The sequence below is a fragment of the Rhizosphaericola mali genome, from assembly GCF_004337365.2.
In the GTDB taxonomy this organism is placed as follows: Bacteria; Bacteroidota; Bacteroidia; order Chitinophagales; family Chitinophagaceae; genus Rhizosphaericola; species Rhizosphaericola mali.
The window spans coordinates 803,885-829,183 of the sequence record NZ_CP044016.1; the positions used below are offsets into that span (position 1 = coordinate 803,885).

Sequence of the window (25,299 nt, forward strand, 5' to 3'; positions counted from 1 at the left end):
TTATGGAAAATAAGGACAACTCGCAAGATAAAGACTACATCATCCCACTCCGATATCGCAAGATGGAAAATCTCCATATTGTCTTTTGGTTATTTAAAGATATTTCATGGTGCTTAACGATTAAATGGTTAGGCATTTTAATGATTATTCCTACTTTGGCTATTGCGATGGTCATTGCTTGGCGTACCAGACAATATATGAGCGAGTTGTGTCACAATCTGGCAATCACAGTATGGATTATGGCCAACAGTTATTGGATGCTAAGTGAATTTTTCGGTTTTGATACTAAAATTATTATTGGTAAGATTACGTATAAAGAATTGGCTTTGATTCCATTTTTTACTGGAGTATTGATTCTTGCATTTTATTATTTAATTTGGTATCCAAAACATAAAACCGACTATTGATAATTGCAAATAAATGAAAGTAATCTTTTACCTAATTGTTTTCTTTTTAAGTGTGCAGATTGCGCGTAGTCAAGTTTTTGGTGGTAATCCTTTCCACGTAAATTGGCATCAAGTGCACAATCCTTATGCGCGTATAATTTATCCTGATGGGCAAGATTCTGCGGCGCAATTGGTGTCTAATTTGATCCGTTGGCAAGGAAAATATGACACATCTACCATTGGTTCTATTTCAAAAAAAATTGATATTGTGCTCCAACCAGATGTCGTTTATTCCAATGGATATGTGCAATTGGGACCCTTTCGAAGTGAATTTTACTTGATGCCGTCGCTTTCGGGTTTTGAATTAGGTAGTCAAAATTGGACCTCTAATTTGGCTGTACATGAGTTCAGACACGTATTGCAATACAATAATTTCAATGTCGGTTTGTCCAAATTTGTAGGCAAAATTTTCGGACAAGATGGTCGTGATCTTGCCAATGCGATGAGTGTACCCAATTGGTTTTTTGAGGGTGATGCTGTGTATAATGAAACCAAACTAAGTGGACAGGGTAGAGGACGTTTACCATTGTTTATGAATGATTTTTATAGTTTGTATTTAGGTAAAAAGCACTATAATTATCAGCAATTACGTAATGGCTCTTATATCAAATATGTTCCCAATCATTATCCATTGGGATATTTGTTAGTAGGTTATGGTTATCAAAAATATGGAGAGGATTTTTGGAAAAATGTAACCAAAGACGCCGCAGCATACAAGCCTTTATTTTATCCTTTACAAAATGCAGTGAAAAAATATGCAGGTGTAGATTTTGATCAATTTGTACAAAATGCGTTTTCTTATTATCAATCGCAATGGGATTCTGTAATGCCTTCGGGACGATTTGTGCAAATGCAAAAAAAATGGCAAATTGATAATGCGCAATATCTTCAAAATGAAAATAACAACATTTTTTATGTAAAAACAAGTTACAAGCATTTGCCTAGTTTCTATACGATGGATTCTAATTTTCAAGAAATGAAAATCAAAGTACAATCCATTACCTATGACAATTATTTTTCTACCAATGGTAAACAAATCGTTTATGCTGCGCGCGTACCCAATATTCGCTGGGGCAATGTAGAATATTCCGATATAAAAGTTTTGGATATTGCTTCGAAAAAGGAAAAGTATTTGACTAAAAAGACGCGTTATTTTACGCCAGATATTGATAAGGAAGGAAACGAAATCGCTGCAGTATCTATCAATACGAATCAACAAAGTCAATTAGTTGTGTTGGATAATCATGGGAAAATATTGTCTAAGCATGATGCAGCTAAAAATCATATTTATAGTTTCCCAAAATTTTCCCCAATCGACCATTCCATATTTGTATTTGAAAGAGATTTTGATGGAAAAATGCGTTTGGTTCAATTTTCAGATGATTTGAAAACGGAAAAAGAATTGATTCCATTTGGTAATCGCATCATGGGATTTCCTTATTTTCAAAAAGAGAATTTTTTATTTACAGCAACGAGCGACGGAAAGGATGTTTTATTTTCCTACGATGTAAAGGATAAATCATCCAAACAAATATCGTCATTTCCAACGGGGATTTATGGTGGTGTGCAATGGAAAGATTCTGTTTTAGGTTCTGTTTTTACAGCGGATGGTTACCGATTGAGAATGATTCCTAAAGAAAGATATCCTACAACGAATTGGGCGAATGACACTTTCAAAATATTATATCTAAATGATTTTTCGGATAAATATAAAAATATAGTTGGCTTAGCTCAGGAAGATACTGCGACAGTTTCCAAATACGCCAGATTGACGCATCCATTTAATTTTCATAGTTTGCATCCAGAGTGGGATGATCCCAACTATACCTTATCCTACTATGGTAATAACGTTCTAAATACGGTACAATCTCAACTATACTATAACTATAATCGTACGGAAAAATTCAGTTCGCTTGGTGCGTCCGTTTATTATGGTGGCTGGTATGTAATGCCATTTATTGGTGTTAATACCAATATTAATCGACAAGTACGATATAATGATATTTCGGATACGATTTTTCGTTGGAATGATTATACCGCAAGTGCTGGACTGCAATTGCCACTCAATTTTTCCAGAGGAAGAATGTACAAATATTTGAATGTGAGCACGGTAATCAACTATAATCAAGTGGCGTGGAATGGTATCGCCAAAAATTATCTCAATAATCGTTCTTTCTATTATTTGAATAATACGATCAGTTTTCAGAGTTATAGTCAACAAGCTACACAAAATATTTATCCAAGATTGGGATATGTTGTATCGGCCAATTATCGCTCTGGCTTGAATCTAAAAAGTTATCAATGGGTATTTAATTCTTCTTTGTATTTGCCAGGTTTGATGACTAATCATAATTTGGTGGTAAATGCTGCCTATTCGCTGAGAGATACGCTAGGTAATTATTTATTTAGTAATATATTTCCGTTTTCTAGAGGTTATCAAGTTGTCAATTTTCCAAGAATGTGGAAGGTGTCTGGTAATTATCATTTACCCTTATTTTATCCAGATTGGGGATATAAAAATATCGTGTATTTCCAACGAATCCGAGGCAATCTATTCTATGACTATACAGAAGTGAAAAGTTTGCGAACAAAATATGTTTATCATTTTCGTACTATTGGAAGTGAAATTTATTTCGATACAAAATGGTGGAATCAAGAAGCAGTAACTTTCGGAATTCGATATTCTTACATGCAAGATCACAAATTGTTAGGGACCGGTCCGAGTCGTTGGGAAATTATTTTACCTATAAATTTATTTGATTAAAATATTACGATAAATCAAATTGGACTAAAATAATATGCCATTTTTAGCCAAAAATTAAGTATATTTCCACCTAATCGAATTTAAATTGCTAGGTTAATAATGGAACTATACTATTCTTTTTCTGTACTCATTGTAGTCGCTTCTTTTTTCGCATATCTCAATTATCGCTTTTTAAAATTGCCAGCGACGATTGGTATCATGGTGATTGCGATGATTGTCTCTTTAGTGATGGCAACGCTTGGAGATCGTTTTTTTCCAAAAACTTTTTTTAAGTTCTTCAATTTGGTAAACCAATTTGATTTTACGGAAGTTTTGATGGGAGCGATGCTTAATTTTTTGCTATTTGCAGGAGGTATTCATGTCAATATTAATAATCTAAAAGCGGAAAAAGGGCCGATCATGATTTTCTCAACGGTGAGTGTGATTATTTCGGCATTTGTCGTAGCGTATATTGTTTATTATGTGTTTCCGTTGATTGGTTTGCATATACCATTTATCTATTGTTTACTATTCGGTGCATTGATCTCGCCTACAGATCCAGTTGCCGTATTAAGTATTTTAAAGCAAGCCAATGTCTCCAAATCCTTAGAGACCAAAGTCGCAGGGGAATCTTTATTTAACGATGGGATGTCGGTTGTAATGTTTGCGGTGATATTGCAATTGGCTCAAGGGGCGGAAATTGATTTAACCTTTAAAAATATTTGTTGGTTATTATTGAAAGAAGCAGGAGGTGGTTTGCTTTTGGGTGTATTATTGGGATGGGGCGCTTCGCGTGCGATGCGTAGAGTAGATGACTACAAAATTTCCGTATTGACGACGCTTTCTGTAGTAATGGGCGGTTACCTAATTGCTCATGCAATGCATATTTCTGGTCCATTGACGATGGTTGCGGCGGGTTTGTTTATGGGAAATTTCAATGTGAGATTCACGATGAAGTCCGAAACGCGCGATTATTTGAATAAGTTTTGGGAATTGATTGATGAGATTTTGAACTCGATTTTGTTTTTATATATTGGATTGCAACTTCTTTTAATGCCCAACTTATGGCATTATTGGGCGCCAGGCATTATATGTATTTTTGTAGTTTTATTTGCCCGATTAATATCAATTTGGATACCGACGAAGATTATTCCATTCAAAGAAAAATTTGGACCGCAAACTGTAAAAGTTTTGGTTTGGGGTGGTATACGTGGAGGCGTGTCCATTGCATTGGCACTTTCATTACCTGATGGACCTTGTCAAGGAATTATTATCGCGATAACATACGTAGTGGTAATTTTTTCCATTATAGTTCAAGGATTGACAATTGGTAAATTAGCGAAGAAAATGGAGGTGGAGTAAATCAAAATAAAATAAATAACTTGTTATGTTGAAGTTTCTATTTTCTATAATTATAGTATTAATATCAAATAATATACATGCTTAGTTTGATAATCAAACTTGGGTAAATAGTCAAGTTTTAAATTCAAAATTAAAGATTGAATTAGATAAAAATATTGCATTAGACTCACATTCTGATGTTTTTCAACAAGGATTGTTTTTTGTTTATTTTAAAACGGATGGTAAGAAAATTTCCGAAATAAATTTGGATTCTGCAGGTAGTTTAACTTCATTTGGAATGATTTTTCAAAGTACATTAAGTCAGTTATTGAAGTATAATTCTCTAATCTTACCAAGAAAAACAAAAACTGATTTCATATTACCAGTAATTTATAGTTATTGAAACAAATCCAAAAAGCCTTCAAGTGTTAAAGAAATCTTGGATGAATTACCTACGGTAAATATGGATTCTCTTATTTTAAATTCTCATGATATCCCATTTCAATTGAAGGAAAAGCAAATATTTAATATTCTTAAATTCAAACAGTTAGTAAATAGTCCAGTTAATATTTTACCCTTTTACTACTATTCTAATGTAAATTCAAAAGTTATATAAGCTACTATAACTAACTTAAACCCATAACTTTTTTAAGTCTTTCTTTTTTATTTCTAGCAATAGGAATTTCAAATCCTTCATTGATAAGTAAACGATCTCCATCTTGTTTGATCCAACTTTTTATATGTGTGAGATTAACAAGATAAGATTGGTGACATCTGAAAAAACCTTGATTTTCAAGTAATTCTTCGTATTCAAATATGGGTTTACTAGATGTGATTTTTGTATGATCTTGTAAATAAAGATGTGTGTAATTATTGTCAGACTTACAAAATAAAAGTTCTTTAGGATCTATAAAAATAGTTTCTCTGCTGCTATTGATGGCGATTTTGGATAATGCCTTTTGATTGATAGATAAAATCAAATTTTCCAATTTGCTATTGTTACTTTTATTCTCCAAATTTTTTGATGCTCGTTCAATTGCATTTTGCAGTTCGGAAATATTAATTGGTTTGAGTAAATAATCAATCGCTGAAAATCGAATCGCTTGTATAGCGAATTGATCAAATGCTGTTACAAAGATTACTTCAAACTGAGGATTGGCAAAGGATTTCAAAAGGTCGAATCCATTTTTATTGGGCATTTGAATATCCAGAAATATTAATTGTGGTTGTAATTCTTTTATTTTTAGAATAGCTTGATCCACATTTGGTGTGAAATCAAGGACGTTTACATTAGGACAATATTTTCGAATTAGAAGATGAAGATTCTCAATATTGCCTAATTCATCATCTACTATAATTGCGCTTATTGGGGGCATTTACATCCAGTTTTTAAATATTAATAGAATATTTGTACCATTTGAGGACGAATTTATTTGCAATAAAATCAGTTCTTCTTTAAACTCTTGGTTCATAAGCGCAATTCTCTTTTGCGTTAATTCTAGTCCAAACCCTTTTTCTATATTCATGGTGTCAAAACCGTAACCATTATCATTTATTTCAATGAAAATATCTTCTCCTTTTAGTTTGATAATTATGGAAATATTGCCTTGGATTTCTGTATTACTAAGGCCATGTTTGATTGCATTTTCAACAAAAGGTTGCAATAAAAATGGTGGAATATTTGTTTCAAATAGATTGATATTGGGATCAATTTGAATCGAATATTCAAATTGAGTTCGTAATTGTTCGAGTTGTACATAGTTCTGTAGATTTTTCAATTCAATTTCCAAAGGAATTTCTTTCAACTTACTTTCTTTTAAAGATTCACGTAATAATTGTCCGAAAGAGTATAAATATTGACTCGCTTTATCGATATCGCCCTTATTGATAATGCCTTGTATAGAATTTAGCGCGTTGAATGTAAAATGCGGATTTAATAATGCATATAGATTATCCAATTCATTTTCTGATTTTTTGGCTTTTGTTTTAATGGATTTTGCAAGTTTTTTTTGTTGAATATATTTAAAATAAAGTATGCCTAGAATGATCAATATAATTAACAATAGTAAAATTCCAATTAGAAATATTGGTGTTTTATACCAAGGTTGCTCAATAAGGAAATTTATATTTAATATTTCCGCTTTCTGTCGAGATAATCTAATTTGTAAATTGTAGAATCCAGGATTTAAATCTTTTAAAATGATATTATTGTTATTGTAATCATTTGTTTTCCATTTATTTATATTTTCCCCGTTTTTGTAGAGTGTATATTCTAAAGCCTTTTTTTCGTATATTTTAGTATCTAGCTGAAGCCAAAGATTATTTTCTTTATCAGACATTTTTATGGTGTCTTTAAGATTCAAATGAGTATTGTTCTCCTCTATTGTTAAATTTTTTGATGCTATTTTTTCAAAAAGATTTGCATTATTAGAAGACGCGAAAAAAGAAATTTTTGGTTTAATCTTCTGATAATATATAATAGTTGAAGTGATTATTTGATGAGTTTTATTTCTGAGAAGGAAAACAAGATAATTTCCCAATTTAGGTGTATACCCATCTGACATACCTACACCAACACCCATATTTCCAATTGCTTCATTTGTAAAATTTGTAAATTTTTTCCAAGGTGTAATGATTTTCTTATTATTCACTAAAACTTCGTATTCATAACTATTGTCGAAAATCTTATTTACAATCGGAGAGAGAAAATACACCTTTGACGTATCGTAAACGAAAAATAAAGGAGAAACCTCTGCAATACTAGAATCAATATTCAATTTTTCTTGAGGATTCCAATTGGAATAACCTGCTTCTTTCCGCTCGAAATTGTCATAAGTTCCATTGTAAGGAATAGCAACAGTTACGAAACCTAATTCAGATGTTGAATAATTTGACCAATTAATCTGTGCATTTAATTCTGCCGTAGTAATAGCAAGTAGTAATATCAGTAATATTTTTTTCATAGTGTAAATCTATTTACTGATGACCTGTTTTTAGTTCACTAATGTGAATCCTGTCAACTGTGTTGTGAATCCGACAGCAAGTTATAATTAGGTTTATTCTCTCGCTATTTTCTCTTGATATTCCGTAGTTATGCTTTCTATGAGATCCTGATATCCTTTTTGATCTCTGAAAACGTTTGGTGTATACACCTTGTTTTTGTGATATTTTTTATGCAAATCAAATTGGCTTGCATGTGCGGCAAACCATAAGTCAAATTGCAAATTCTTCATCGTATCCATCGTATATCTATAGTCGTTTTGAATAGTAGGATAGGAGGTGATTTCCTTAAATTTTTTATTCGTAATGATTGTTGGAATATTTGCTAATAATACTTTATAAGATTTACCATTTGCCCGAATAGTCATAAGAAAACTACAAGATCCTTTGGTATGTCCAGGATGATGTAACATTATCAATTGCGTATTTCCTAATTGGATGGTATCTAGATTTTTGAGAAGTTTGTCTGGTTGGACTGGCAAAAAACTTTCGCCTAAATAATTCATTTCGTAATCCGTCTTTCCGCCAGATTTTAAAACGTCTGCATCCGCGGAATCAACATAAAATTGAGCACCTGTTTCTATTTTCATGGCTGCCATTGCCCCAACATGATCATAATGCACTTGATTGGTTAATAGGATTTTGATTTTTTTGTAATCCAAACCAAGTGATGCAATATTTTTTTTAAGCATCGGAAAGCAAGACGCTACTCCTGTATTGACGAGAATATAACCATGATCAGTGGTAATTAAATAAGATGCCAAATCAGAAGTGCCTACATAATACAAATTGCCTACTATCTTAAACGGAGGAAATGCCTGTGTCCATTCTTTATTTGGAACTGGTTGATTTATTTTTTGAGCATGTGCGACATCGACATCAAAAAGTATTAAAAATACCAATATTACGATGTAAAATGTCTTTTGCAAATCGGGCTATGTTTTTGTAAAATGTAATTATCTTGTATTATTACCAATCCTTTTCAGGTTGTTTTGTTTGTTGATTTTGCTTTTGTAATTTCTTTTGCAAATCTTTTTCTTGATCTCTTAATTGATTGAGCAATTGATCCATTTGCTTCTTGTTTTCTTGCTCTTTAGGAGATTGTTGTTGTTTTTTATCCTGATCGTTTTTTGGTTGGTTTTGTTTGTTCTGATCTTTATTTTGTTGATTTTGCTTTTGATTTTGTTTTTGTTCGTTTAGTGCTTTTTGCAAATTTTCTCTTGCCTCTTGATCATTGGGTGCACGACGCAACGTATTTTTGAAAGCGTCAATTGCTTCTTTCAATTTTTTAGATTTTACATCTGCCACACCATCATTGTAATAGGAATTTGCTTGAATATTTTTATTCCCCTTCTTTGCTAATTGCTGATAGATTTCAGAAGCTTTTTCTTCTTGCTTTTGTTTTTCCAAAGCATTGGCAAGATTGTATTTTGCCGTTTGATTATTAGGAACAATTTTCAATGCATTTTCGTACGCAGCAGCAGCTTGTTTGTATTTCCCTGCTTGATACAACTTATTTCCTTGCGCAATTTGCTTATTTCCTTTTTGTGCAAAAGAAACTTGGCTCATCGCCAATAATAAACATCCAAATAGAACTATATATTTCAAGATAAACTCCTTTTTCTTTCGGGAATAAACAATTCTATCACCAACAACAATATTGCCAACGCAATCAAATAAGGGAAAAAGTCGGTGAAGTTCTTCCTTCCGGGCATTTTTCCTGTTTCGATTAATTTTTTGTCCATGTTATTGATAGCTGTGGCAATTTCTCTTGGTGCTTGTAGATTATTATCTAGAAGATAGTACTGACCGCCAGTAGCTTTCGCAATATTTTGTAATTCCTTCTGATTTAATTTTGAAATAACAGGTTGACCATTTTTGTCCAATTTTACATCATTAGATCCAGGTTCTGTAATTGTCGAACCTTCTGCCGTACCTACGCCAATCGTGTAAACGACGACTCCACTATTTTTCAAAGTTTTTAAAGCATCATCTGTTTTAGGGTCATGATCTTCCCCATCAGAAATCAAAACAATCGCTTTGTATTTTTTTTCTCCAGTATTAAATGCTTGATTGCAAACGGTTAATGCATCTCCGATTTCGGTTCCTTGTAGCGGAATAATATCCGGATTAGCATTGTCGGCATACATTTGCGCTGCACCAATATCGTCCGTCAAAGGCATTTGCAAAATGGATTGACCTGCAAAAACAACCATTCCTAATCTATTATCACCCAATTGATCAATGAGTGCACTAATTACTTGTTTAGCTTTATCCAAACGAGTAGGTTTGATATCGCTACTTAACATACTTTTACTCACATCCAAAGCGACCATAACGTCGACACCCGCTTTTTTTTCTCCAGCACCATCTTTTGGTTTTTGAAGATTAATTGCTGCGAATATGAGTAAAAGGATAGCAATTGTGCCCACGATAAACTTTATCTGGAAGTTTTTTGCAGAATAATTTCTAATAAGCTTGGCAACGAGTCGGTGTGATCCGAGTTTTTGGATAATATTCTTTTTCCTTTTTACAGCAAGGATAAATATCCAAATCAATGGAATGAATATCAACAGCCACCAAAAATAATCCGTATTTTCAAAAGAGATCATGTTGTATTTAGGTATGGTTCAAATCTACTCGCAAAATCCTACAATAGCAAGAGATAAAATTTATTTTAACATCTTGTATCTTAATTCGTGCCAATTATTTGTCGCCTTTGAAAAGACCTTCGTTGTTTAAGATATCATTTAATATTTTCAATCTTGTTGCAGAAATATCTTTTCCAGGTTGACCCTCAATATTCAAAACAAAGAAATAAGGATGTTTATTTTCTTCGATCCACCCAACAACCCAACCGATAGGTCTGCCATTATCAAATCCCAAACCTGTTTTGTATGCTAAAATATAATTGGAGTTTTGTTGTTGCACCATCACTTTTTTGACAATATTAATCGTTCTTTTTTGAAAAGGTAATTGCTCAAAATATAATCTTTTTACCAAACCTAATTGTTCGTCAGCAGTAATTTTTAAGGAATTATCTAACCAAAATGTGTCGATTTTTGAAGTGATTTTAGTGGATCCATAATGCAAAGTATCTAACCAATTTTGCATTGTATCTTTTCCAATCCTTCTTGCTACTTCTTGGTAATAAGGAACTGCAGAGACTTTGAATGCTTGTTCCATAGTCAAGTCTTTGTCCCATTCCGGACGGCGATGAATACCATCCCATTTGATAATCATTCTTTCATTGTCAATCGCTCCAGTTTCGATACCGATAAGTGAATTGACAATTTTAAATGTAGATGCAGGCAAATATGCAGAATCTTTGTATCTATCTAAATCATAGATATCAAATTGGTCATGTCCATTGTCGTACAAAGCAAAAGAACCTTCTACACCATTGTCTTTAAAATATTTACTCCATTCATCTTTGATGGTAACATTATTAGACTGACAACTTGATAATGTAATGATTACCAATAAGAAAGAAAGAAATTTGACCAAACGCATATTTAAAAATTTGTGGCAAAAGTAAGTAGCATTCTGTATTTAGAAAATTCTAATACAGTTTGATAAGATTTATATTTTTCCAAAATAAAAAATAGAAAATTTTTCTTTCTCCAAATCTACTTTAAGATTCCACATTTTTATCTTCATGTTCTGCGGAATCAACTTCGACTTGCTCTACATAAACGGCATAATCATTTGGTGAAATTTTTCGCCCTTTAAGATTAGCATTGACACGTGTGTAAGTTGCGCCGAAATAGACAATCAAGGCGGAATAATATACCCAAACTAATAACAACATGGCTGATCCAGCGGCGCCGAATATTGTTCCTACCTTGCTGGTTTGCAGATAGTAACCAATCCCAAATTTGCCCACGAGGAACAAAATCGCTGTTGTAATTGCGCCACGTATGACTTCTTTCCACTTGATTTTAGCATCTGGAAGTACTTTATAAATAATTCCAAAAAGCAAAACAGTCACTAAAAAGGATAAACTGTAATTGATAAGTAAAGTTATATTAAGATTGATTTGCGGAAATAATTTGGTGAATTGTTCGGAAATGGCATCCAAAACTGCGCTCAACAATAAAGAAACCAATAATATAAAACCTAAGCTTAAAAGAATAGAAAAGCTTAATAATCGATTGATAATCAATTTTAACCAACCTTGTTTAGGTTTGGGTTTTAATTTCCAAATGATATTGATGCTATCTTGAATTTCTGTAAATACACCCGTTGCTGAAAATATCAATGCGATAATACTTACAATATATGCAATACCTCCACTTGGAGAAATGGCAGCATTCGTAATCATAGATTGAATCTGCACCGCGGCGCTGTTGCCAACATAATCTTTAATCGTATTAAAAATGGTATTTTCCGGTTTGTTAACAGCAAAAATGGAACATACTTTTATTACAATTATGATCATCGGTGCAATGGCAAATATGGTGTAATATGCCAATGCAGCCGCCATCTTTGGTACTTTTAAATCAATAAATTCATTGATTGTAGTCCAAAGTATTTTCCAAAATAATTTGATGTTTAACTTAGGCATGTGGGTCGGTTATTTTAATTTTTCATTATTCAAATGTCTTGTTGCGTCACGTATATTTTTCTTTTCAAAATTCTTTTGTAGTGCAGCGGTCATATCGATGCCTGTTTGATTAGCCAAGCAAAGTAAAACCCAAAGCACATCGGCCATTTCATCACCTAAGTCTTTGTTTTTATCACTTTCCTTGAAGGATTGTTCGCCATATTTGCGTACCATCAATCGGCTTAATTCACCTACTTCCTCCATTAATATGCCAAGATTGGTCAATTCGTTAAAATAACGAACGCCGACAGTTTTTATCCAATTGTCAATATCAGACTGCGCTTCTTTGATTGTCATTTTATTCTTTGTTTTGAGAGTCGATCCAGATCGTTGTTGGACCGTCGTTAATTAATGCGATTTCCATATCTGCCCCAAATTTTCCAGTGGGAATGGGATGTTGTAATGCTTTTTCAAATGATTGAATCATTTTTTCATACATCGGAATAGCGATTTCTGGTTTGCTAGCTTTCAGATAGGATGGACGATTTCCTTTTTTGGTGCTTGCTTGCAAGGTAAATTGACTTACCAATAATAATTCGCCCTTTACATCCAACAAGCTTTTGTTCATTACGCCATTTTCATCTTCGAAAACACGCAATAATATTGTTTTATTTACCAACCAATCAATATCCTCTTGCGTATCTCGATCTTCTATCCCGACGAAAACTAACAAACCTCTTCCGATTTTTCCAATGATTTCATTTTCAACGGTTACGCTGGCTGATTTTACTTTTTGAATTAATAAACGCATGTAAATTTCTAGCTTGATTTTTGTAAAAATAAAACATTCGAGTAATTTTATTTTCTTCAAAAAAAGTAAAGATGATAGATTTTTCCACAGAGATGGATTTTAAGACGGCTAGGAGTGGAGGCAAGGGAGGGCAAAACGTCAATAAAGTGGAGACTATGGTCGAAGCGCGTTGGAATGTCAATGATTCTCAATTATTTACGGATGCACAGAAATCTTTACTTCGATTTAAATTGGGGAACAAATTGACTTCTGAAGGCGAATTTATTGTAACAGCGCAATCTTCCAGATTTCAACTGGAAAATAAAAGCCTTGCCATTCAAAAATTATTGCAATTGGTTAACGCCGCCCTGATCGAGCCTAAAAAACGGAAAGCGAGCAAACCAACATTTTCATCTAAACAAAAACGCTTGGATTCGAAAAAGAAACACGGTGATCTCAAAGCACAACGCAGAATGAAATATTGAATTTGAATAGAATGTGAAATGTAAGAAGAATAATGAGCTTTTCATATTACTCATTACATTTCACTTCTCACTATTCACAAATCCTTATTTTTGCATCCAAATTTTTCCTTTTGAGTAAAATAAAACAATTAGCAAGTCAGACAGTTTGGTACGGAGCGAGTAATATTGCTGCCAAATTGCTTAATTATCTTTTGACGCCATTTCTGACACGTGTTTTACATACCGAAAAAGGAATGGTGGATTTTGGCGATTTTAGTTTGCTTTATTCTTGTATTGCGATTCTAAATATCATTTTCACCTACGGTTTTGAAACGGCATATTTCAGATTTTCCAATAAACCAGAAGTAAATAAAGAGACGCTTTTACGTACCGCATTTGGCTCTATGGTGATGAGTACGATAGGGCTGAGTTTGATTCTAATCGGACTTCGTTACCCATTGAGCAGATTTGTAGAGCAGGTCGGTCATCCAGAATATATCACTTACAGTATTTTAATAGTCGCTTTTGATACGCTTGCAGTTATTCCCTTTGCAAGATTGCGACAAGAAAATAAACCCAAAAGGTATGCTTTTGTCAATGTCTCTGGTGTATTTATTAATGTCCTTTTGACTGTATTATTTGTGGGTGTTTTGCCAAAATATGCAGAAAGCCATCCTGGAACGTTTCTTGCCAATTGGTATAATGCGCATACAACTGTACAACTTTTACTTTATGCCAATATTGCACAGGCAGTTTTTGCATTTGTACTCTTATATCCACAATGGCGAGGTGTGAAAATAAAAATAAATAAACCGCTTTGGCGTGATTTATTTATTTATAGTAGTCCCATGATAATCACGGGTTTAGGTGGTATGATCAATGAGACGATGGATCGTGTGATGTTGGTAAAATGGATGCCTGGTGGACTCGAACATGCCAAATTGGAACAATCCATTTACTCTGCCAATTACAAACTAAGTATCATTATTAGTTTGTTTATTCAGGCGTTTAGAATGGCCGCCGAACCATTTTTCTTTAGTCAATCGCAAGACAAACAAGCGCCCAAATTGTATGCACGAGTGATGAAATGGTTTGTTATTGTGGTCTGTTGCGCATTTTTGGTGACAATGTTGTATTTGGATATTTGGAAATTGATAGTCGGACCTTCTTATCGGTCGGGCTTGGGCGTAGTTCCAATATTGCTGTTGGCGAATATCTTTTTGGGCGTGTATTACAACCAATCCGTTTGGTATAAATTGACCAATAAGATGCGCTCTGGGATGTATATTACCTTGATCGGCGCAATGATTACCTTGGTAATCAATTATATGTTTATTCCTCGATTTGGAATGTATGCAAGTGCTTGGGCGACGTTTTTTTGTTATGGAAGTATGATGGTGATTTCCTATTTCTGGGGACATAAATATTTCCCTATTCCATATAATGTGAAAAAATTGAGTGCGTATGTAATTGTCATGTTGATTCTGTTTTTTATTCAAAATGGAATAATGCATCTCATAAATAGTAGCATTGTTCATTTGATTACAGGTACGATTTTAATGGTGGTTTTTCTTGGTTTGATCGTATTTGCGGAGCGCAAAGAAATCAGTAGTTTTCCCGTTATTGGAAAATATATTCAAAAGTATTTAGTAAAAATATAATTTAAAATAAATGATTCCCGAGTATTTAAAATCCTTATTTAGCCATCAATCTTACGATGAAAATAATTTCTTTCTGATTGCTGGTCCTTGTGTTGTAGAAAGTGAAGAATTGGTATTTGAAGTGGCGGATAAAGTTTCAACCATTTGTAAAAATTTGGGTATTCCTTATGTTTTCAAAGCAAGTTATAGAAAAGCAAATCGTACGAGTTTGAGTTCCTTTACGGGTATTGGAGATGAAAAAGCATTGGAATATGTGAAAAGCGTGGGCGAAAAATATCATTTACCCACCACTTCTGATATCCACGCACATGAAGAAGCGGCGATGGCTGCAAAATATATTGACATTTTACAAATTCCCGCTTTCCTTTGTCGTCAGACAGATTTATTGGTGGCTGCAGCAGAAACAGATAAAATTGTCAATGTAAAAAAAGGACAATTTGTAAGTGGTGCTGCGATGAAATTTGCCGTAGATAAAGTGCAAAAAGCAGGTAATCCACAAGTGATGTTGACAGAAAGAGGAACGACATTTGGCTACCAAGATTTGGTGGTTGACTATCGCAATATTCCGATTATGCAAGAGATCGGAGTGCCTGTAATCATGGATTGTACGCATAGTTTGCAACAACCTAACCAGACGAGTGGTGTAACTGGAGGTAATCCTCAATTAATCGAAACAATCTCAAAAGCTGCTATTGCAACGGGTGCAGATGGATTATTTATAGAAACACATCCCAATCCTGCAGTCGCATTGAGTGATGGTGCCAATATGTTGAAATTAGATTTATTGGAAGGCTTATTAGAAAAATTAGTAAAAGTAAGGAAAGTTATTTTGTAAAAAATGGCATTTTTTTGGATAAGTATTTAATATTAAGATAAGCAAATGAAAAACATCTTGTTGCAGATTGATGAGACGCAAATCGTCCACAATACCTCTAAATGGTTTGATTTTTTTGAAGCCAAAGCATTGGAATACGGTCCGAAAATATTGATAGCAATTATCATTTATCTGGTAGGTACTTGGCTGATAAAATGGTCAGTAAAATTGATTACTAGATTTTTCAGTTATCGCAAATTCGACGATACATTAAAATCCTTTTTACTTTCTATGGTAAAAGTGGGTTTGACTGTGTTATTGTTTCTAACAATTGCTGGGCAGATAGGCATCCCGATAACAGGATTCGCTGCTATTTTAGGTGGTTTGGCTATTGGAGTAGGTGCAGCTTTAAATGGTTCTTTGGGGAATCTGGCAGGAGGTGTGATGTTGATGATATTTAAGCCATTCAAGGTAGGTGATATTATTACAGCACAAGGAATGACTGGAACAGTTACAGAAATAGGAATTGTGAATACCGTATTAAGAACTCCAGAAAATAAAACCGTATTTCTTCCCAATGGTGCTTTGTCTACGGGTGTAATTACCAATTTTAATGAATATGGCAATCTAAAAGTCTCTATCGAATTGGCTATTGATGCATCAGAAAATATTGAAAAAGCAAGACGTATAGGCGTGGAAGTAATGCAAAGTTTCCCTGAAGTAATGCAAGATCCCAAACCTTCCGTAGTAGTTTCTAAAATTGAAGGCGGAGCGATTTATTTAGGCTTCGCACCTTATGCAACCCAAGGAGATTATTGGAAAGTATATTGGGGCGTATTGGAAAAGTTGAAAGTGGAGTTTGATAAAAACGGAATTAATTTACCGATATCATCCATGGTAGTTAAAAATGCATAAAAAAAATCCTGCAATATTTGCAGGATTTTTTTTTGAATTTAACTTTTTTAAATCGCTAATTTATTTAGAAATAAAGAAGCAAATCCTAATTTGGAAAATGAATGGTCATCGGTAGAAATACTCGTTTGTCTGTCATCTGTATTATCCTCTTCGTCGTTATTGGTATTTTTTGACTTTGGATGATATTCGTACACTTTTCCTTTTTGACTGTGAGAAGATGTGTCTTTGCCGGATGTATTAGCATCTTGAGGATTGTCTTCATAATTCAAAGATTGCAATCCATTTTCAGTCATTATATATAAGGTTCCGGATTTTAAATCTTGCCCTCTTTCAGAATGAACACCATAAACACCATCTTCTCCGAATGAAAAATTCATATAATTTTGGAAGGAGAGATTGTTTTTAATAAATATTCTTTTTCCAACTGGAATACTAACTTTAACTATAACTTTTTGATTTCTAAATTTATCTGTTCTACTTACCGCAAAGCTATTAGGAATATTCAATGTAGAATCTCTCGTTACTAATGCATAATTGATTTTATAGGCATGTTTTTTCGCATCGTCTTCATCTTTGCCATTGGCATATTTGTAATAAGTTACGTGATACAAACTGTCAAATGAAGGTTCGTAACTCACGTAGATATTTTGAATGTTGATAGAATCTTTGCCAAAATATTCTAAATAATCACGCATAGATGTAAAATCTAGATTGTAATAATCTTCATTGTTATTTTTTATTCTATCAATGTATAAGGTCGCGATTTTTTTATCGTAAGTATAATTATTTTCTGGAGTCTTGAAAGAATTACTAAAATCTCTGCCTACAAAGGAAATTAAGGCAAATAAGCAAATCCATCCCAATCCCCAGAAACAAATAAATGTAGTGCGATAAGCTGCGCTGTTTTCTTTTCTTTTGGTAATTAATCTAACGATCCAAGTAATAATTGCAATGAATGGTACCCAAATGAAGAAAATAAATGTACCCCAAGAGAAAATAGACTCCCAGCCGCTATTGAGGAAATACGTTTTCGCAGGTAAAAAGGCCAAGAGTCCTATTCCCAATCCGAACAATGCTGCAATTACGGCGAACAAGACAATACCAATCACACAATAGGCAAATATTTTAAAAAGCAAAGCTATCGTATCACCTACGCCGCCTTTCTTTGTCGTATTATTGTTATTTGCATTTTCAGTTGAGGTGGTCTCTTCTGTGGAAGTAAATCCTTGTGACGTTGATTTTTTTTCTTTTTTACTAAAAGCGCTATTGAAACTTTTATTAATACTTTTTCCCCATTTACTACTTTCCAAGTCTTTTTGAATGGTATCTTTTATTGAGTTCAAATCCACTGGCTCGCCACGCATCATCAATTTTTCACTTGTTGTTGTAGCCTCTGGGATGACGATCCACAGAATTATATAGATCATCACCATACTAGGCACAAAACTCAAAGAGAGAAAATGTGGAAATCCAAACCATTCAAAATTCCAATTATGATTGTTCAATACCAAGGAAATCAATGGAACTAGGAATAAAATACGAACTATCTTCGTCTTAATGCCAAAATATGCAGCCAAACCAGACGCAACACCTGCAATTTTTTTGTCTTCCGAATTACGAAAAAGTCTTTTGCGTGTAGAACCTATATGCTCCGTTGCAGTACTTGGGATGACAATCCACATAATGATATAAGGCACAAAACATACACTGGAAAATACGATAGCCAATATTCTGATAACAACAGGATCAATATTGAAATAATTTGCAACTCCAGCACAGACGCCACCTAGTTTTTTGTTGTTTTCATCTCTGAAAAATCTTTTTGGCCCTTCTTCAGAAGTACTTTTTTGTTGTTGCGATTCTTCATTGGAAGTTTCTGCTTGTTCCGTTTGGGTAGTTTTTTCTTCCGCATTACTTGTTGGTACATCTTCTACGTCCAAATCAAAATCCTCTGGTCTTCCCATGCTGTCAATGATGGCGTTCACATCATCATCAGTGATGCAAGCAGCACCTTTTTTCATACGCTCGCCAAATAATTCGGCAATACGATTTTCGATATCTCCAATAATTTCATCTTTACCTTCTTCTTTGGCAAAATGAATTTTTAGACTATCGATATATTGTGTCAATATTGCAAATGCAGATTCTTCCATTGGGATGAGGCTGCCTTGAAAATTTATGTTGATAACCTTTTTCATGAGTTAATATATTATTGTTAGTAATGTCAATTATTATTTGGTGGTCAATGTTTGTACTGCGTCTGCCAATTCTTTCCAGGTAAGTTCCAACTCCTTGTAAAATTCTAACCCTTCATCTGTCAGACTAAAATATTTACGAGGCGGTCCCGAGACACTTTCCACCCAACGGTAAGTGAGTAATTTGGCATTTTTTAACCTGGTCAACAAAGGATATAATGTACCTTCTAAAATGTGGAGGTTTGCATCTTTCATTTTCGTTGCGATATCACTTGGATATACCTCACCTTGTTTGATTATAGAAAGGATACAAAACTCTAAAACCCCTTTGCGCATTTGGCTTTGTGTATTTTGAATATCCATAATTTTTGATTTTGTGATACAAAGATATGTGTAAATGTTGATACTATGCAATACATAGTACTATTTTTTTTAAGATTTGTGTGAATGGTAAAAAATGAGGGAGAATGGAAAAAATGTAAGAGGAATTATACTATTTCCTAATATTTTCTAACCAAGAAAATACATTATTACGACAATTATTTATCTTAGACTGTAAAAATATTTTGCATGCGCCTTAGATACCTATTAACTGCAACCTTATTATTAATAATAAGCACATCCTTTGGACAAATTGAATTTAAAAAGATTTCTTACACACAGGCTTTGCATTTAGCAAAAGTCGAAAAGAAATTGATTTTACTACAAATAGAGAGTGATAATTGTCTACAATGTAATGAAGTAGCTGCACAAGGACTCCAGTCAAAAACTATACAATTATTAACGGATGAAAAGTTTATTTGCCTAAAGACGAATAAAATTCCTGACGAATTATATAATGGAAATAGTCCATTTTCTTTTTCGGATAGTTTTTTTGGTACACTGTTTTTAAATGAAGAAGGTTCAATTTTAAATATAATGAAATTAACCACGTCTCAATCTAGTACTTACGAAGATGCAATTGCAAATACAATAAATGTGAACAAACATCAAGGGGTTTCAATTAAATATTTAGATAGTATTTATCGTCAAAATAATAATTTTGTAAATTTATTGAATTTGGTACGCATTATTAATAACTTTGCCTTAGAAGTAAAGCAACCATTAATTGATTCACTCGTGGAATTAGCACCTCAAGATTCGGCTAAATCTATAAGTTTTTTGTCTCTTATCGCAGAATGCGCTCCTGATGTATATTCTCAAAGTTATATTTACATTAGAAATGATTATCCAGTTTTTAATGAAATGTGGTACAATATTCCGCTAAAAACTAGAATACAAATAAATGACCGCGCTATAGCTAAATCATTATCCAAAGCTATCAAGGAAAAGAATATTGACTATGCAAAAAAAGTTGCTTTTTTTTCAAAATCAATTAATACAAATACAAATGAAGGAGAGAAGAATGCAAACAAAAATTTATTAGATTATTTTTATAGTGTAAAAGATACTATACAGTATAAAAATGCGGCCATTGCTTTTTACAATAAGTATTTCATGTCAATCAATGTAGATTCAATTAAAAGATTGGATAATAAGAAAAAAGAGAATTTAGATATGATAGCGAAGAGAAATACAACAAAAGGTGCTCCAATGGAATTAAGAAGTTATACTTTTCTGCCAGAGGCCGAATATTATGGTAAGCAATTAAATCGTGGAGCTTGGAATCTTTATATGTTCTCCTCGAATAAGAGTGAACTACAATTGGCGTTAAAATGGGCACAAAATGCAGTAGCTTTTTACCAAGATCCAGACATTTTTGACACATATGCACGTTTGCTTTATAAAATTGGAAAAAAAGAAACAGCAATGAAATGGGAAGCAAAAGCAGTCGAATCCGCAGGATTGGCGAATAGAAATAAAACTAAAAGTGAATATTCTGATGTTTTAAAAAGGATGGCTTTAAATGAAGAAAATATCAATACTTATTAACCTACATTTAATAAACGCATAAAATTATCCCGATAAGTTTCTCCTATTGGGATAATTGTTTGATCCCGTAGGAAAATACGATTACGCTCTATACTTCCAATGGCGTTGATAGATACTATAAATGACTTATGTACTCTAATAAAGATTTGCTGCGGAAGTGTTGCTTCTACTGCCTTTAAACTATCTAAAACCAACAACTTTTCTTTCGTAGTGTGAAATGCAATATAATCTCTCAACGACTCTATATATATGATATCAGAAAAATCTAGTTTGACTGTTTTTTTATCTGTCTTTACGAAGATAAATTCATTTAAATGGATGTTTGTTCGTGGTAGTTCTGACGAAGCTGTTTTAGTTTCAAGGTTATCCGTTAATATATCTTTTGCTTTGGTTGCGGCAATAAAAAATCGTTCAAATGAAATAGGTTTGAGCAAATAATCGATCACATTATAGTCATAACTTTCTAGTGCATAATCACTATAAGCCGTTGTCAATATGACACGACATTTATTTTGAATAATTTTCATGAGTTGAATGCCGGTCAGCTCTGGCATCTGAATATCCAAGAAAGCCAATTCGATGTCTCCATTTTGAATTTTGTGTATGGCATCAATCGGATTACTACTACTTTCCACCAATTCCAAAAAAGGAATTTTTCGCACATAGTCTTCCAATAAGGCACAAGCCCAAGGTTCGTCATCTATCACAATACATCTAATCATCATTGACAGTCTATAGTAAGATTACAAATATAGTTTTCTTTGTCGTCTATAATTTCCAATTGATGTTTATTGGGATAAATAAGATCCAATCTACGTTGTAGATTTTGCATGCCGATACCTTTCCCGTCCGGTTTTTGATGCATGTTTTTAAGATTTTCTGTGTGTAGTTGGATTCTATTTTCAAATATTTTGATATGTATTTGTAAGGGAGATTGAGGATTGTTGACAATGCCATGTTTGAATCCATTTTCTACAAAATGTATCAACAAAAGGGGCGCAATTTTAATATGTTCTGCGTTTCCTTCCACTTGGTAATCAATTTCTGCTTTTGGCTTAATACGCAAAGATTCTAGATCTATAAAACTCTCGATATAGTTGATTTCTTGTTGTAGAGGAACTAATTCTTCTCCATTTGAATCTCTCGCAACATAACGCATTAATTCGCTTAGTTTGAGTATCGCAGGTAACGCTTTTTCAGAATTATGATATACTAGCGCATAGATATTATTAAGCGTATTGAAAAGAAAATGTGGATTGATTTGTGTTTTTAAAAATTGTAGTTCGGCTTGTTCTTTTTCAAGTAAAAGATCTTTTTTGTCTTTTTCAAGATTAAAATTATTGACAATACTCCAGATAATATAACTAGGAAGTAAAGAAAATGATCCATAATAGATATTATCCCAAACGTAAAATTTAATACTGTAGTTACCGAAATAATTACTAAATCCAAATAAATGAAGATATAGTTTTTCCTCAACTAGAAAACGTAAAATTGTAAATAATTCTATTAAAACCAGTACACTAAATATATAAATACCATATCTTTTTGTTTGAAAAAAATAGGGTAGTAAAATTAAGTAGTGAATATAAAATACAACAGCTTTCAAGAATATTCCCGATATACCTAATAGTATGGAGTTGCGACTTATTACATGAAAATCTCCATAGTACATCATAGGAATGAACCAAGATAGCAACCAAAATATGACATGTAGCAATATGACATTCTGTTTTTTCATAACATTTATTGTAAGATCAAAACTAAAACGTTCTATTTTAATTAGGCTGTTTTTTCGATCAACAAGAATGAATATTCCTTTAACCAGTCATTTTTATCTATGAATGGTTCTTCGTTAAAAAATAGAAATTTAAGCTCCATTTATCCATGTTGGCAGATTATAAATATTTAGGTAAAAGTTTTCACAGAATCTTGCAGTATAAATTATTTACATGACTCGTTTACTGCTATTGATCTCTTTGATATTTGTCTCTTTGTTTCCTTCTTATTTATATGCCCAAAAAATTGAATTGGCGGAAATTAAAGGGACCATCATCAATAAGGAAAATCAACCTATTTCTAATGTTTCTCTTGTTTTACAAACTATCAATAAAAAAGTAGTTCGTTTTGCATTGAGTGATTCCACTGGTCATTTTAGTTTGGATTCCTTGCCTTATCAAAAATATTTGATCGAAATAAGCATGGTAGGTTATCAAACGTATCATTCGGATACGATTTTATTTGAATCGAAAACCAATTTAAATATTCAATTAGAAGATTCAGTTAGTAATTTGGGCGAAGTAAAAGTGGCAACTAAAAAGAAACTATTTGAAATGTTGCCAGATAAAATGGTAATGAATGTTGAAAATAATATTTTAGCAGCAGGTAATTCCGTGTATGATATTATCCGAAAAGCACCGATGGTGAGTTTGGATAAAGAACAAAATCTCTTGCTAAAAGCACAAACGCCCTTGATTTATGTTGATGATCGACCGACTTATATGAGTGGAACTCAATTGACTGAATATCTAAAATCCTTACCATCCGAATCAATTGCAACTATAGAATTTATCACTAATCCTTCTAGTAAGTACGATGCCGCCGGTTCTGCTGGTATTATTAATATTCGACTAAAGAAAAATAAATTATATGGTTTCAATGGTATCGTAAATGCTAGAATTGGAACGGGTAGATATATCAAGTCTGGTGGTGGTCTTAATTTGAATTATAGGAATGGCTGGTTAAATACTTATATGACGTGGAATACAAGTTACAGTCAATCCTACAATGCATTAACCTACAATAGTAAAATTATGAATAATGAAATAGCTTCTTATCAAGATCGAGAAAACTATTGGCATCCTACCTCAACTTATAATAATTTCAAAGGTGGTGCCGATTTTAATTTGAATAAAAAAGACGTTCTTAGCCTTGTTGTGATGGGGTATATAGAGAATACAAAGCAAATTACAACCAATACGTCCATTTTGTGTGACGCAAAAAAAGATCCGTATCAATATATCGAAACTAAATTGACAGGAAAAAATAAAGTCCATAATATTACCTATAACGTCAACTATAAAACAAACTTGGATTCATTAGGTAGTTCTATTGTTATCGATGCAGATTATGCCAAATACTTACAAAAAGATAGCGATAACAATATCAATAATTTCACGGATCCTAATGGTGTAATTATTCGTGATCCTTATATATTTAAAAACAATCGTCCTGCCAATATCGATATCAAATCTGGAAAAATAGACTACACAAAATATTGGGCTTCCAAATACAAACTAGAATCAGGATTGAAGTATAGTTCTGTCAATACGGACAACAATCTTGTTGTGGATTCTATCCGAAACAATGCATGGGAAATGGATTATGGCCGTTCTAATCATTTTGTTTACAAAGAAGATATTGCCGCATTTTATTCGACCGTATCGCAGTCGTATGGTGATTTGTCGCTGCAATTAGGTTTAAGAGGAGAGTGGACGAGAAGTAATGCGAACTCGATTACGATTGACAAAGTGGTAAAACGCAATTATTTTAACCTTTTTCCTACTTTATTTACAACCTATAAAATCAATGACAAAAATGATCTCAATTTTAGTTATAGTCGACGAATTAATCGCCCAAGTTACGAAAGTTTGAATCCTTTTGTTCGTTATATTGATCCGTACACATCCTTTGTTGGGAATCCATTTTTGAAACCATCTTTCAGTAATTCATTCGAATTGAGGCACGGATTCAAACAGTTTTTATATACAACTTTAAGTTATAGTCACTCCGCCAATATCATTACCAATACGATTTTACAGGACTCAACTACCGGAAAGGTGGTTAACTCTAGTGACAATGCGAGTTCTCGTGATTATCTGTATTTGAATATTTATGCAAGTATTCCTATTGCCAAATGGTGGAATTCTGAAACTAGTTTAAATATCAACTATAATCGATCAAAATCCTCGATTCCAGATTATAGTTATAATACGCATGGATTTGGAACAGATATTAATACTGATCATACTTTTTCTTTACCAAAAAACATAAAAATACAAACCTCTTTCCGATATTCATTTCCTAGTGTAGACGGATTGGCAAGGATGAAAACGAGTTATGGTTGGGACTTAGGAGTACAAAAACAAATTCTAGACAAAAAGGGGACGATCAAAATTGCCGCTACCAATATATTTGCACAAGCGGCGTATCGAGCACATTATATTGGTAGCGGACTGGATATTAATTGGATCAATCGTTGGGAAGCAAGAAGGATTAATGTCAGTTTTGTATACAAATTTGGTAACCAAAAAGTCAAAGCTGCTAATAGTCGTCGCACCTCATCATCAGAAGAACAAAATCGTGTAAATATGTAATTGCTTGCATTTGGAAACGAAGAAGAACCAGAAAAATATCTCACCTAAATCCTCTCCTCAAGGAGAGGACTTTTGG

The 25,299-nt window shown here is 33.0% G+C and carries 22 protein-coding genes; 9 read left to right on the plus strand and 13 right to left on the minus strand.

Annotated elements, in window-relative coordinates; all coding sequences use genetic code 11:
* Window positions 1–2: 2 nt before the first annotated feature.
* From E0W69_RS03450 to E0W69_RS03460, 3 genes are all read left to right on the plus strand, one after another.
* Entirely contained in the window at window positions 3–407 is a 405-nt protein-coding gene (locus tag E0W69_RS03450) for a hypothetical protein (RefSeq protein ID WP_225321377.1), read from the plus strand.
* A gap of 13 nt (window positions 408–420) precedes the next feature.
* A complete protein-coding gene (locus tag E0W69_RS03455; RefSeq protein ID WP_131328648.1) occupies window positions 421–3,210 on the plus strand; it encodes a TolB-like translocation protein in 2,790 nt (929 codons plus the stop codon).
* Window positions 3,211–3,309: 99 nt separating this feature from the next.
* The gene (locus tag E0W69_RS03460) at window positions 3,310–4,551 is read left to right on the plus strand and encodes a cation:proton antiporter (RefSeq protein ID WP_131328649.1); all 1,242 of its coding nucleotides are present in this window, start codon (window positions 3,310–3,312) and stop codon (window positions 4,549–4,551) included.
* A gap of 605 nt (window positions 4,552–5,156) precedes the next feature.
* Here E0W69_RS03460 and E0W69_RS03465 read toward each other — a convergent pair.
* The 9 genes from E0W69_RS03465 to dtd all read right to left on the minus strand — a co-directional run bounded on the left by E0W69_RS03465 (window position 5,157) and on the right by dtd (window position 12,887).
* The gene (locus E0W69_RS03465) at window positions 5,157–5,906 is read right to left on the minus strand and encodes a LytR/AlgR family response regulator transcription factor (protein ID WP_131328650.1); all 750 of its coding nucleotides are present in this window, start codon (window positions 5,904–5,906) and stop codon (window positions 5,157–5,159) included.
* Window positions 5,907–7,493 (minus strand): sensor histidine kinase, encoded by a 1,587-nt coding sequence (locus E0W69_RS03470; RefSeq protein WP_131328651.1) that lies wholly within the window; start codon window positions 7,491–7,493, stop codon window positions 5,907–5,909.
* 93 nt (window positions 7,494–7,586) lie between these two features.
* Window positions 7,587–8,441 (minus strand): subclass B3 metallo-beta-lactamase, encoded by an 855-nt coding sequence (bla, locus tag E0W69_RS03475; RefSeq protein WP_131331884.1) that lies wholly within the window; start codon window positions 8,439–8,441, stop codon window positions 7,587–7,589.
* A 58-nt stretch (window positions 8,442–8,499) separates the two neighbouring features.
* Window positions 8,500–9,138, minus strand: a complete 639-nt coding sequence (locus E0W69_RS03480) for a tetratricopeptide repeat protein (RefSeq protein WP_131328652.1) — start codon at window positions 9,136–9,138, stop codon at window positions 8,500–8,502.
* The gene (locus E0W69_RS03485; RefSeq protein ID WP_131328653.1) at window positions 9,135–10,142 is read right to left on the minus strand and encodes a vWA domain-containing protein; all 1,008 of its coding nucleotides are present in this window, start codon (window positions 10,140–10,142) and stop codon (window positions 9,135–9,137) included. The genes E0W69_RS03480 and E0W69_RS03485 overlap by 4 nt, the downstream gene beginning before the upstream one ends.
* Window positions 10,143–10,236: 94 nt before the next feature.
* Window positions 10,237–11,043: a class D beta-lactamase gene (blaOXA, locus tag E0W69_RS03490; protein ID WP_131328654.1), complete on the minus strand. Its 807-nt coding sequence runs from the start codon at window positions 11,041–11,043 to the stop codon at window positions 10,237–10,239.
* Between the two features lie 121 nt (window positions 11,044–11,164).
* Window positions 11,165–12,097, minus strand: a complete 933-nt coding sequence (locus tag E0W69_RS03495) for a YihY/virulence factor BrkB family protein (protein ID WP_131328655.1) — start codon at window positions 12,095–12,097, stop codon at window positions 11,165–11,167.
* 9 nt (window positions 12,098–12,106) lie between these two features.
* A complete protein-coding gene (locus E0W69_RS03500; RefSeq protein ID WP_131328656.1) occupies window positions 12,107–12,433 on the minus strand; it encodes a nucleotide pyrophosphohydrolase in 327 nt (108 codons plus the stop codon).
* A gap of 1 nt (window position 12,434) precedes the next feature.
* Window positions 12,435–12,887: a D-aminoacyl-tRNA deacylase gene (gene dtd / locus E0W69_RS03505; protein WP_131328657.1), complete on the minus strand. Its 453-nt coding sequence runs from the start codon at window positions 12,885–12,887 to the stop codon at window positions 12,435–12,437.
* Between the two features lie 71 nt (window positions 12,888–12,958).
* Here dtd and arfB point away from each other — a divergent pair, with 71 nt between their 5' ends.
* The 4 genes from arfB (at window position 12,959) to E0W69_RS03525 (ending at window position 16,720) form a co-directional block, all read left to right on the plus strand.
* Window positions 12,959–13,351 carry an alternative ribosome rescue aminoacyl-tRNA hydrolase ArfB gene (arfB, locus tag E0W69_RS03510; RefSeq protein ID WP_131328658.1) on the plus strand — a complete coding sequence of 131 codons (393 nt, stop codon included), beginning with the start codon at window positions 12,959–12,961 and terminating at the stop codon, window positions 13,349–13,351.
* 110 nt (window positions 13,352–13,461) lie between these two features.
* Window positions 13,462–14,991 (plus strand): lipopolysaccharide biosynthesis protein, encoded by a 1,530-nt coding sequence (locus E0W69_RS03515; RefSeq protein ID WP_131328659.1) that lies wholly within the window; start codon window positions 13,462–13,464, stop codon window positions 14,989–14,991.
* A 10-nt stretch (window positions 14,992–15,001) separates the two neighbouring features.
* Window positions 15,002–15,826, plus strand: coding sequence for a 3-deoxy-8-phosphooctulonate synthase (kdsA, locus tag E0W69_RS03520; protein ID WP_131328660.1), 825 nt, complete (start codon window positions 15,002–15,004; stop codon window positions 15,824–15,826).
* 45 nt (window positions 15,827–15,871) lie between these two features.
* On the plus strand, window positions 15,872–16,720 hold the full coding sequence (locus tag E0W69_RS03525; protein WP_131328661.1) for a mechanosensitive ion channel family protein: 849 nt from the start codon (window positions 15,872–15,874) through the stop codon (window positions 16,718–16,720).
* 47 nt (window positions 16,721–16,767) lie between these two features.
* On the opposite strand, the gene E0W69_RS03530 is transcribed toward E0W69_RS03525, so the two are convergent.
* Both E0W69_RS03530 and E0W69_RS03535 read right to left on the minus strand, forming a co-directional pair.
* A complete protein-coding gene (locus tag E0W69_RS03530; RefSeq protein ID WP_131328662.1) occupies window positions 16,768–18,918 on the minus strand; it encodes a PspC domain-containing protein in 2,151 nt (716 codons plus the stop codon).
* A 33-nt stretch (window positions 18,919–18,951) separates the two neighbouring features.
* Window positions 18,952–19,278: a PadR family transcriptional regulator gene (locus tag E0W69_RS03535; protein ID WP_131328663.1), complete on the minus strand. Its 327-nt coding sequence runs from the start codon at window positions 19,276–19,278 to the stop codon at window positions 18,952–18,954.
* Between the two features lie 207 nt (window positions 19,279–19,485).
* Between E0W69_RS03535 and E0W69_RS03540 the strand changes: the two genes are divergently transcribed.
* Window positions 19,486–20,847 carry a hypothetical protein gene (locus E0W69_RS03540; protein WP_131328664.1) on the plus strand — a complete coding sequence of 454 codons (1,362 nt, stop codon included), beginning with the start codon at window positions 19,486–19,488 and terminating at the stop codon, window positions 20,845–20,847.
* Here E0W69_RS03540 and E0W69_RS03545 read toward each other — a convergent pair.
* Both E0W69_RS03545 and E0W69_RS03550 read right to left on the minus strand, forming a co-directional pair.
* On the minus strand, window positions 20,844–21,572 hold the full coding sequence (locus E0W69_RS03545; RefSeq protein ID WP_225321379.1) for a LytR/AlgR family response regulator transcription factor: 729 nt from the start codon (window positions 21,570–21,572) through the stop codon (window positions 20,844–20,846). The two genes, E0W69_RS03540 and E0W69_RS03545, sit on opposite strands and share 4 nt — an antisense overlap.
* A complete protein-coding gene (locus E0W69_RS03550) occupies window positions 21,569–22,588 on the minus strand; it encodes a sensor histidine kinase (protein ID WP_131328665.1) in 1,020 nt (339 codons plus the stop codon). Before E0W69_RS03550 ends, E0W69_RS03545 begins: the two co-directional genes overlap by 4 nt.
* Window positions 22,589–22,799: 211 nt before the next feature.
* Here E0W69_RS03550 and E0W69_RS03555 point away from each other — a divergent pair, with 211 nt between their 5' ends.
* Window positions 22,800–25,223 (plus strand): outer membrane beta-barrel family protein, encoded by a 2,424-nt coding sequence (locus tag E0W69_RS03555; RefSeq protein WP_131328666.1) that lies wholly within the window; start codon window positions 22,800–22,802, stop codon window positions 25,221–25,223.
* The last annotated feature ends 76 nt before the right edge of the window (window positions 25,224–25,299 follow it).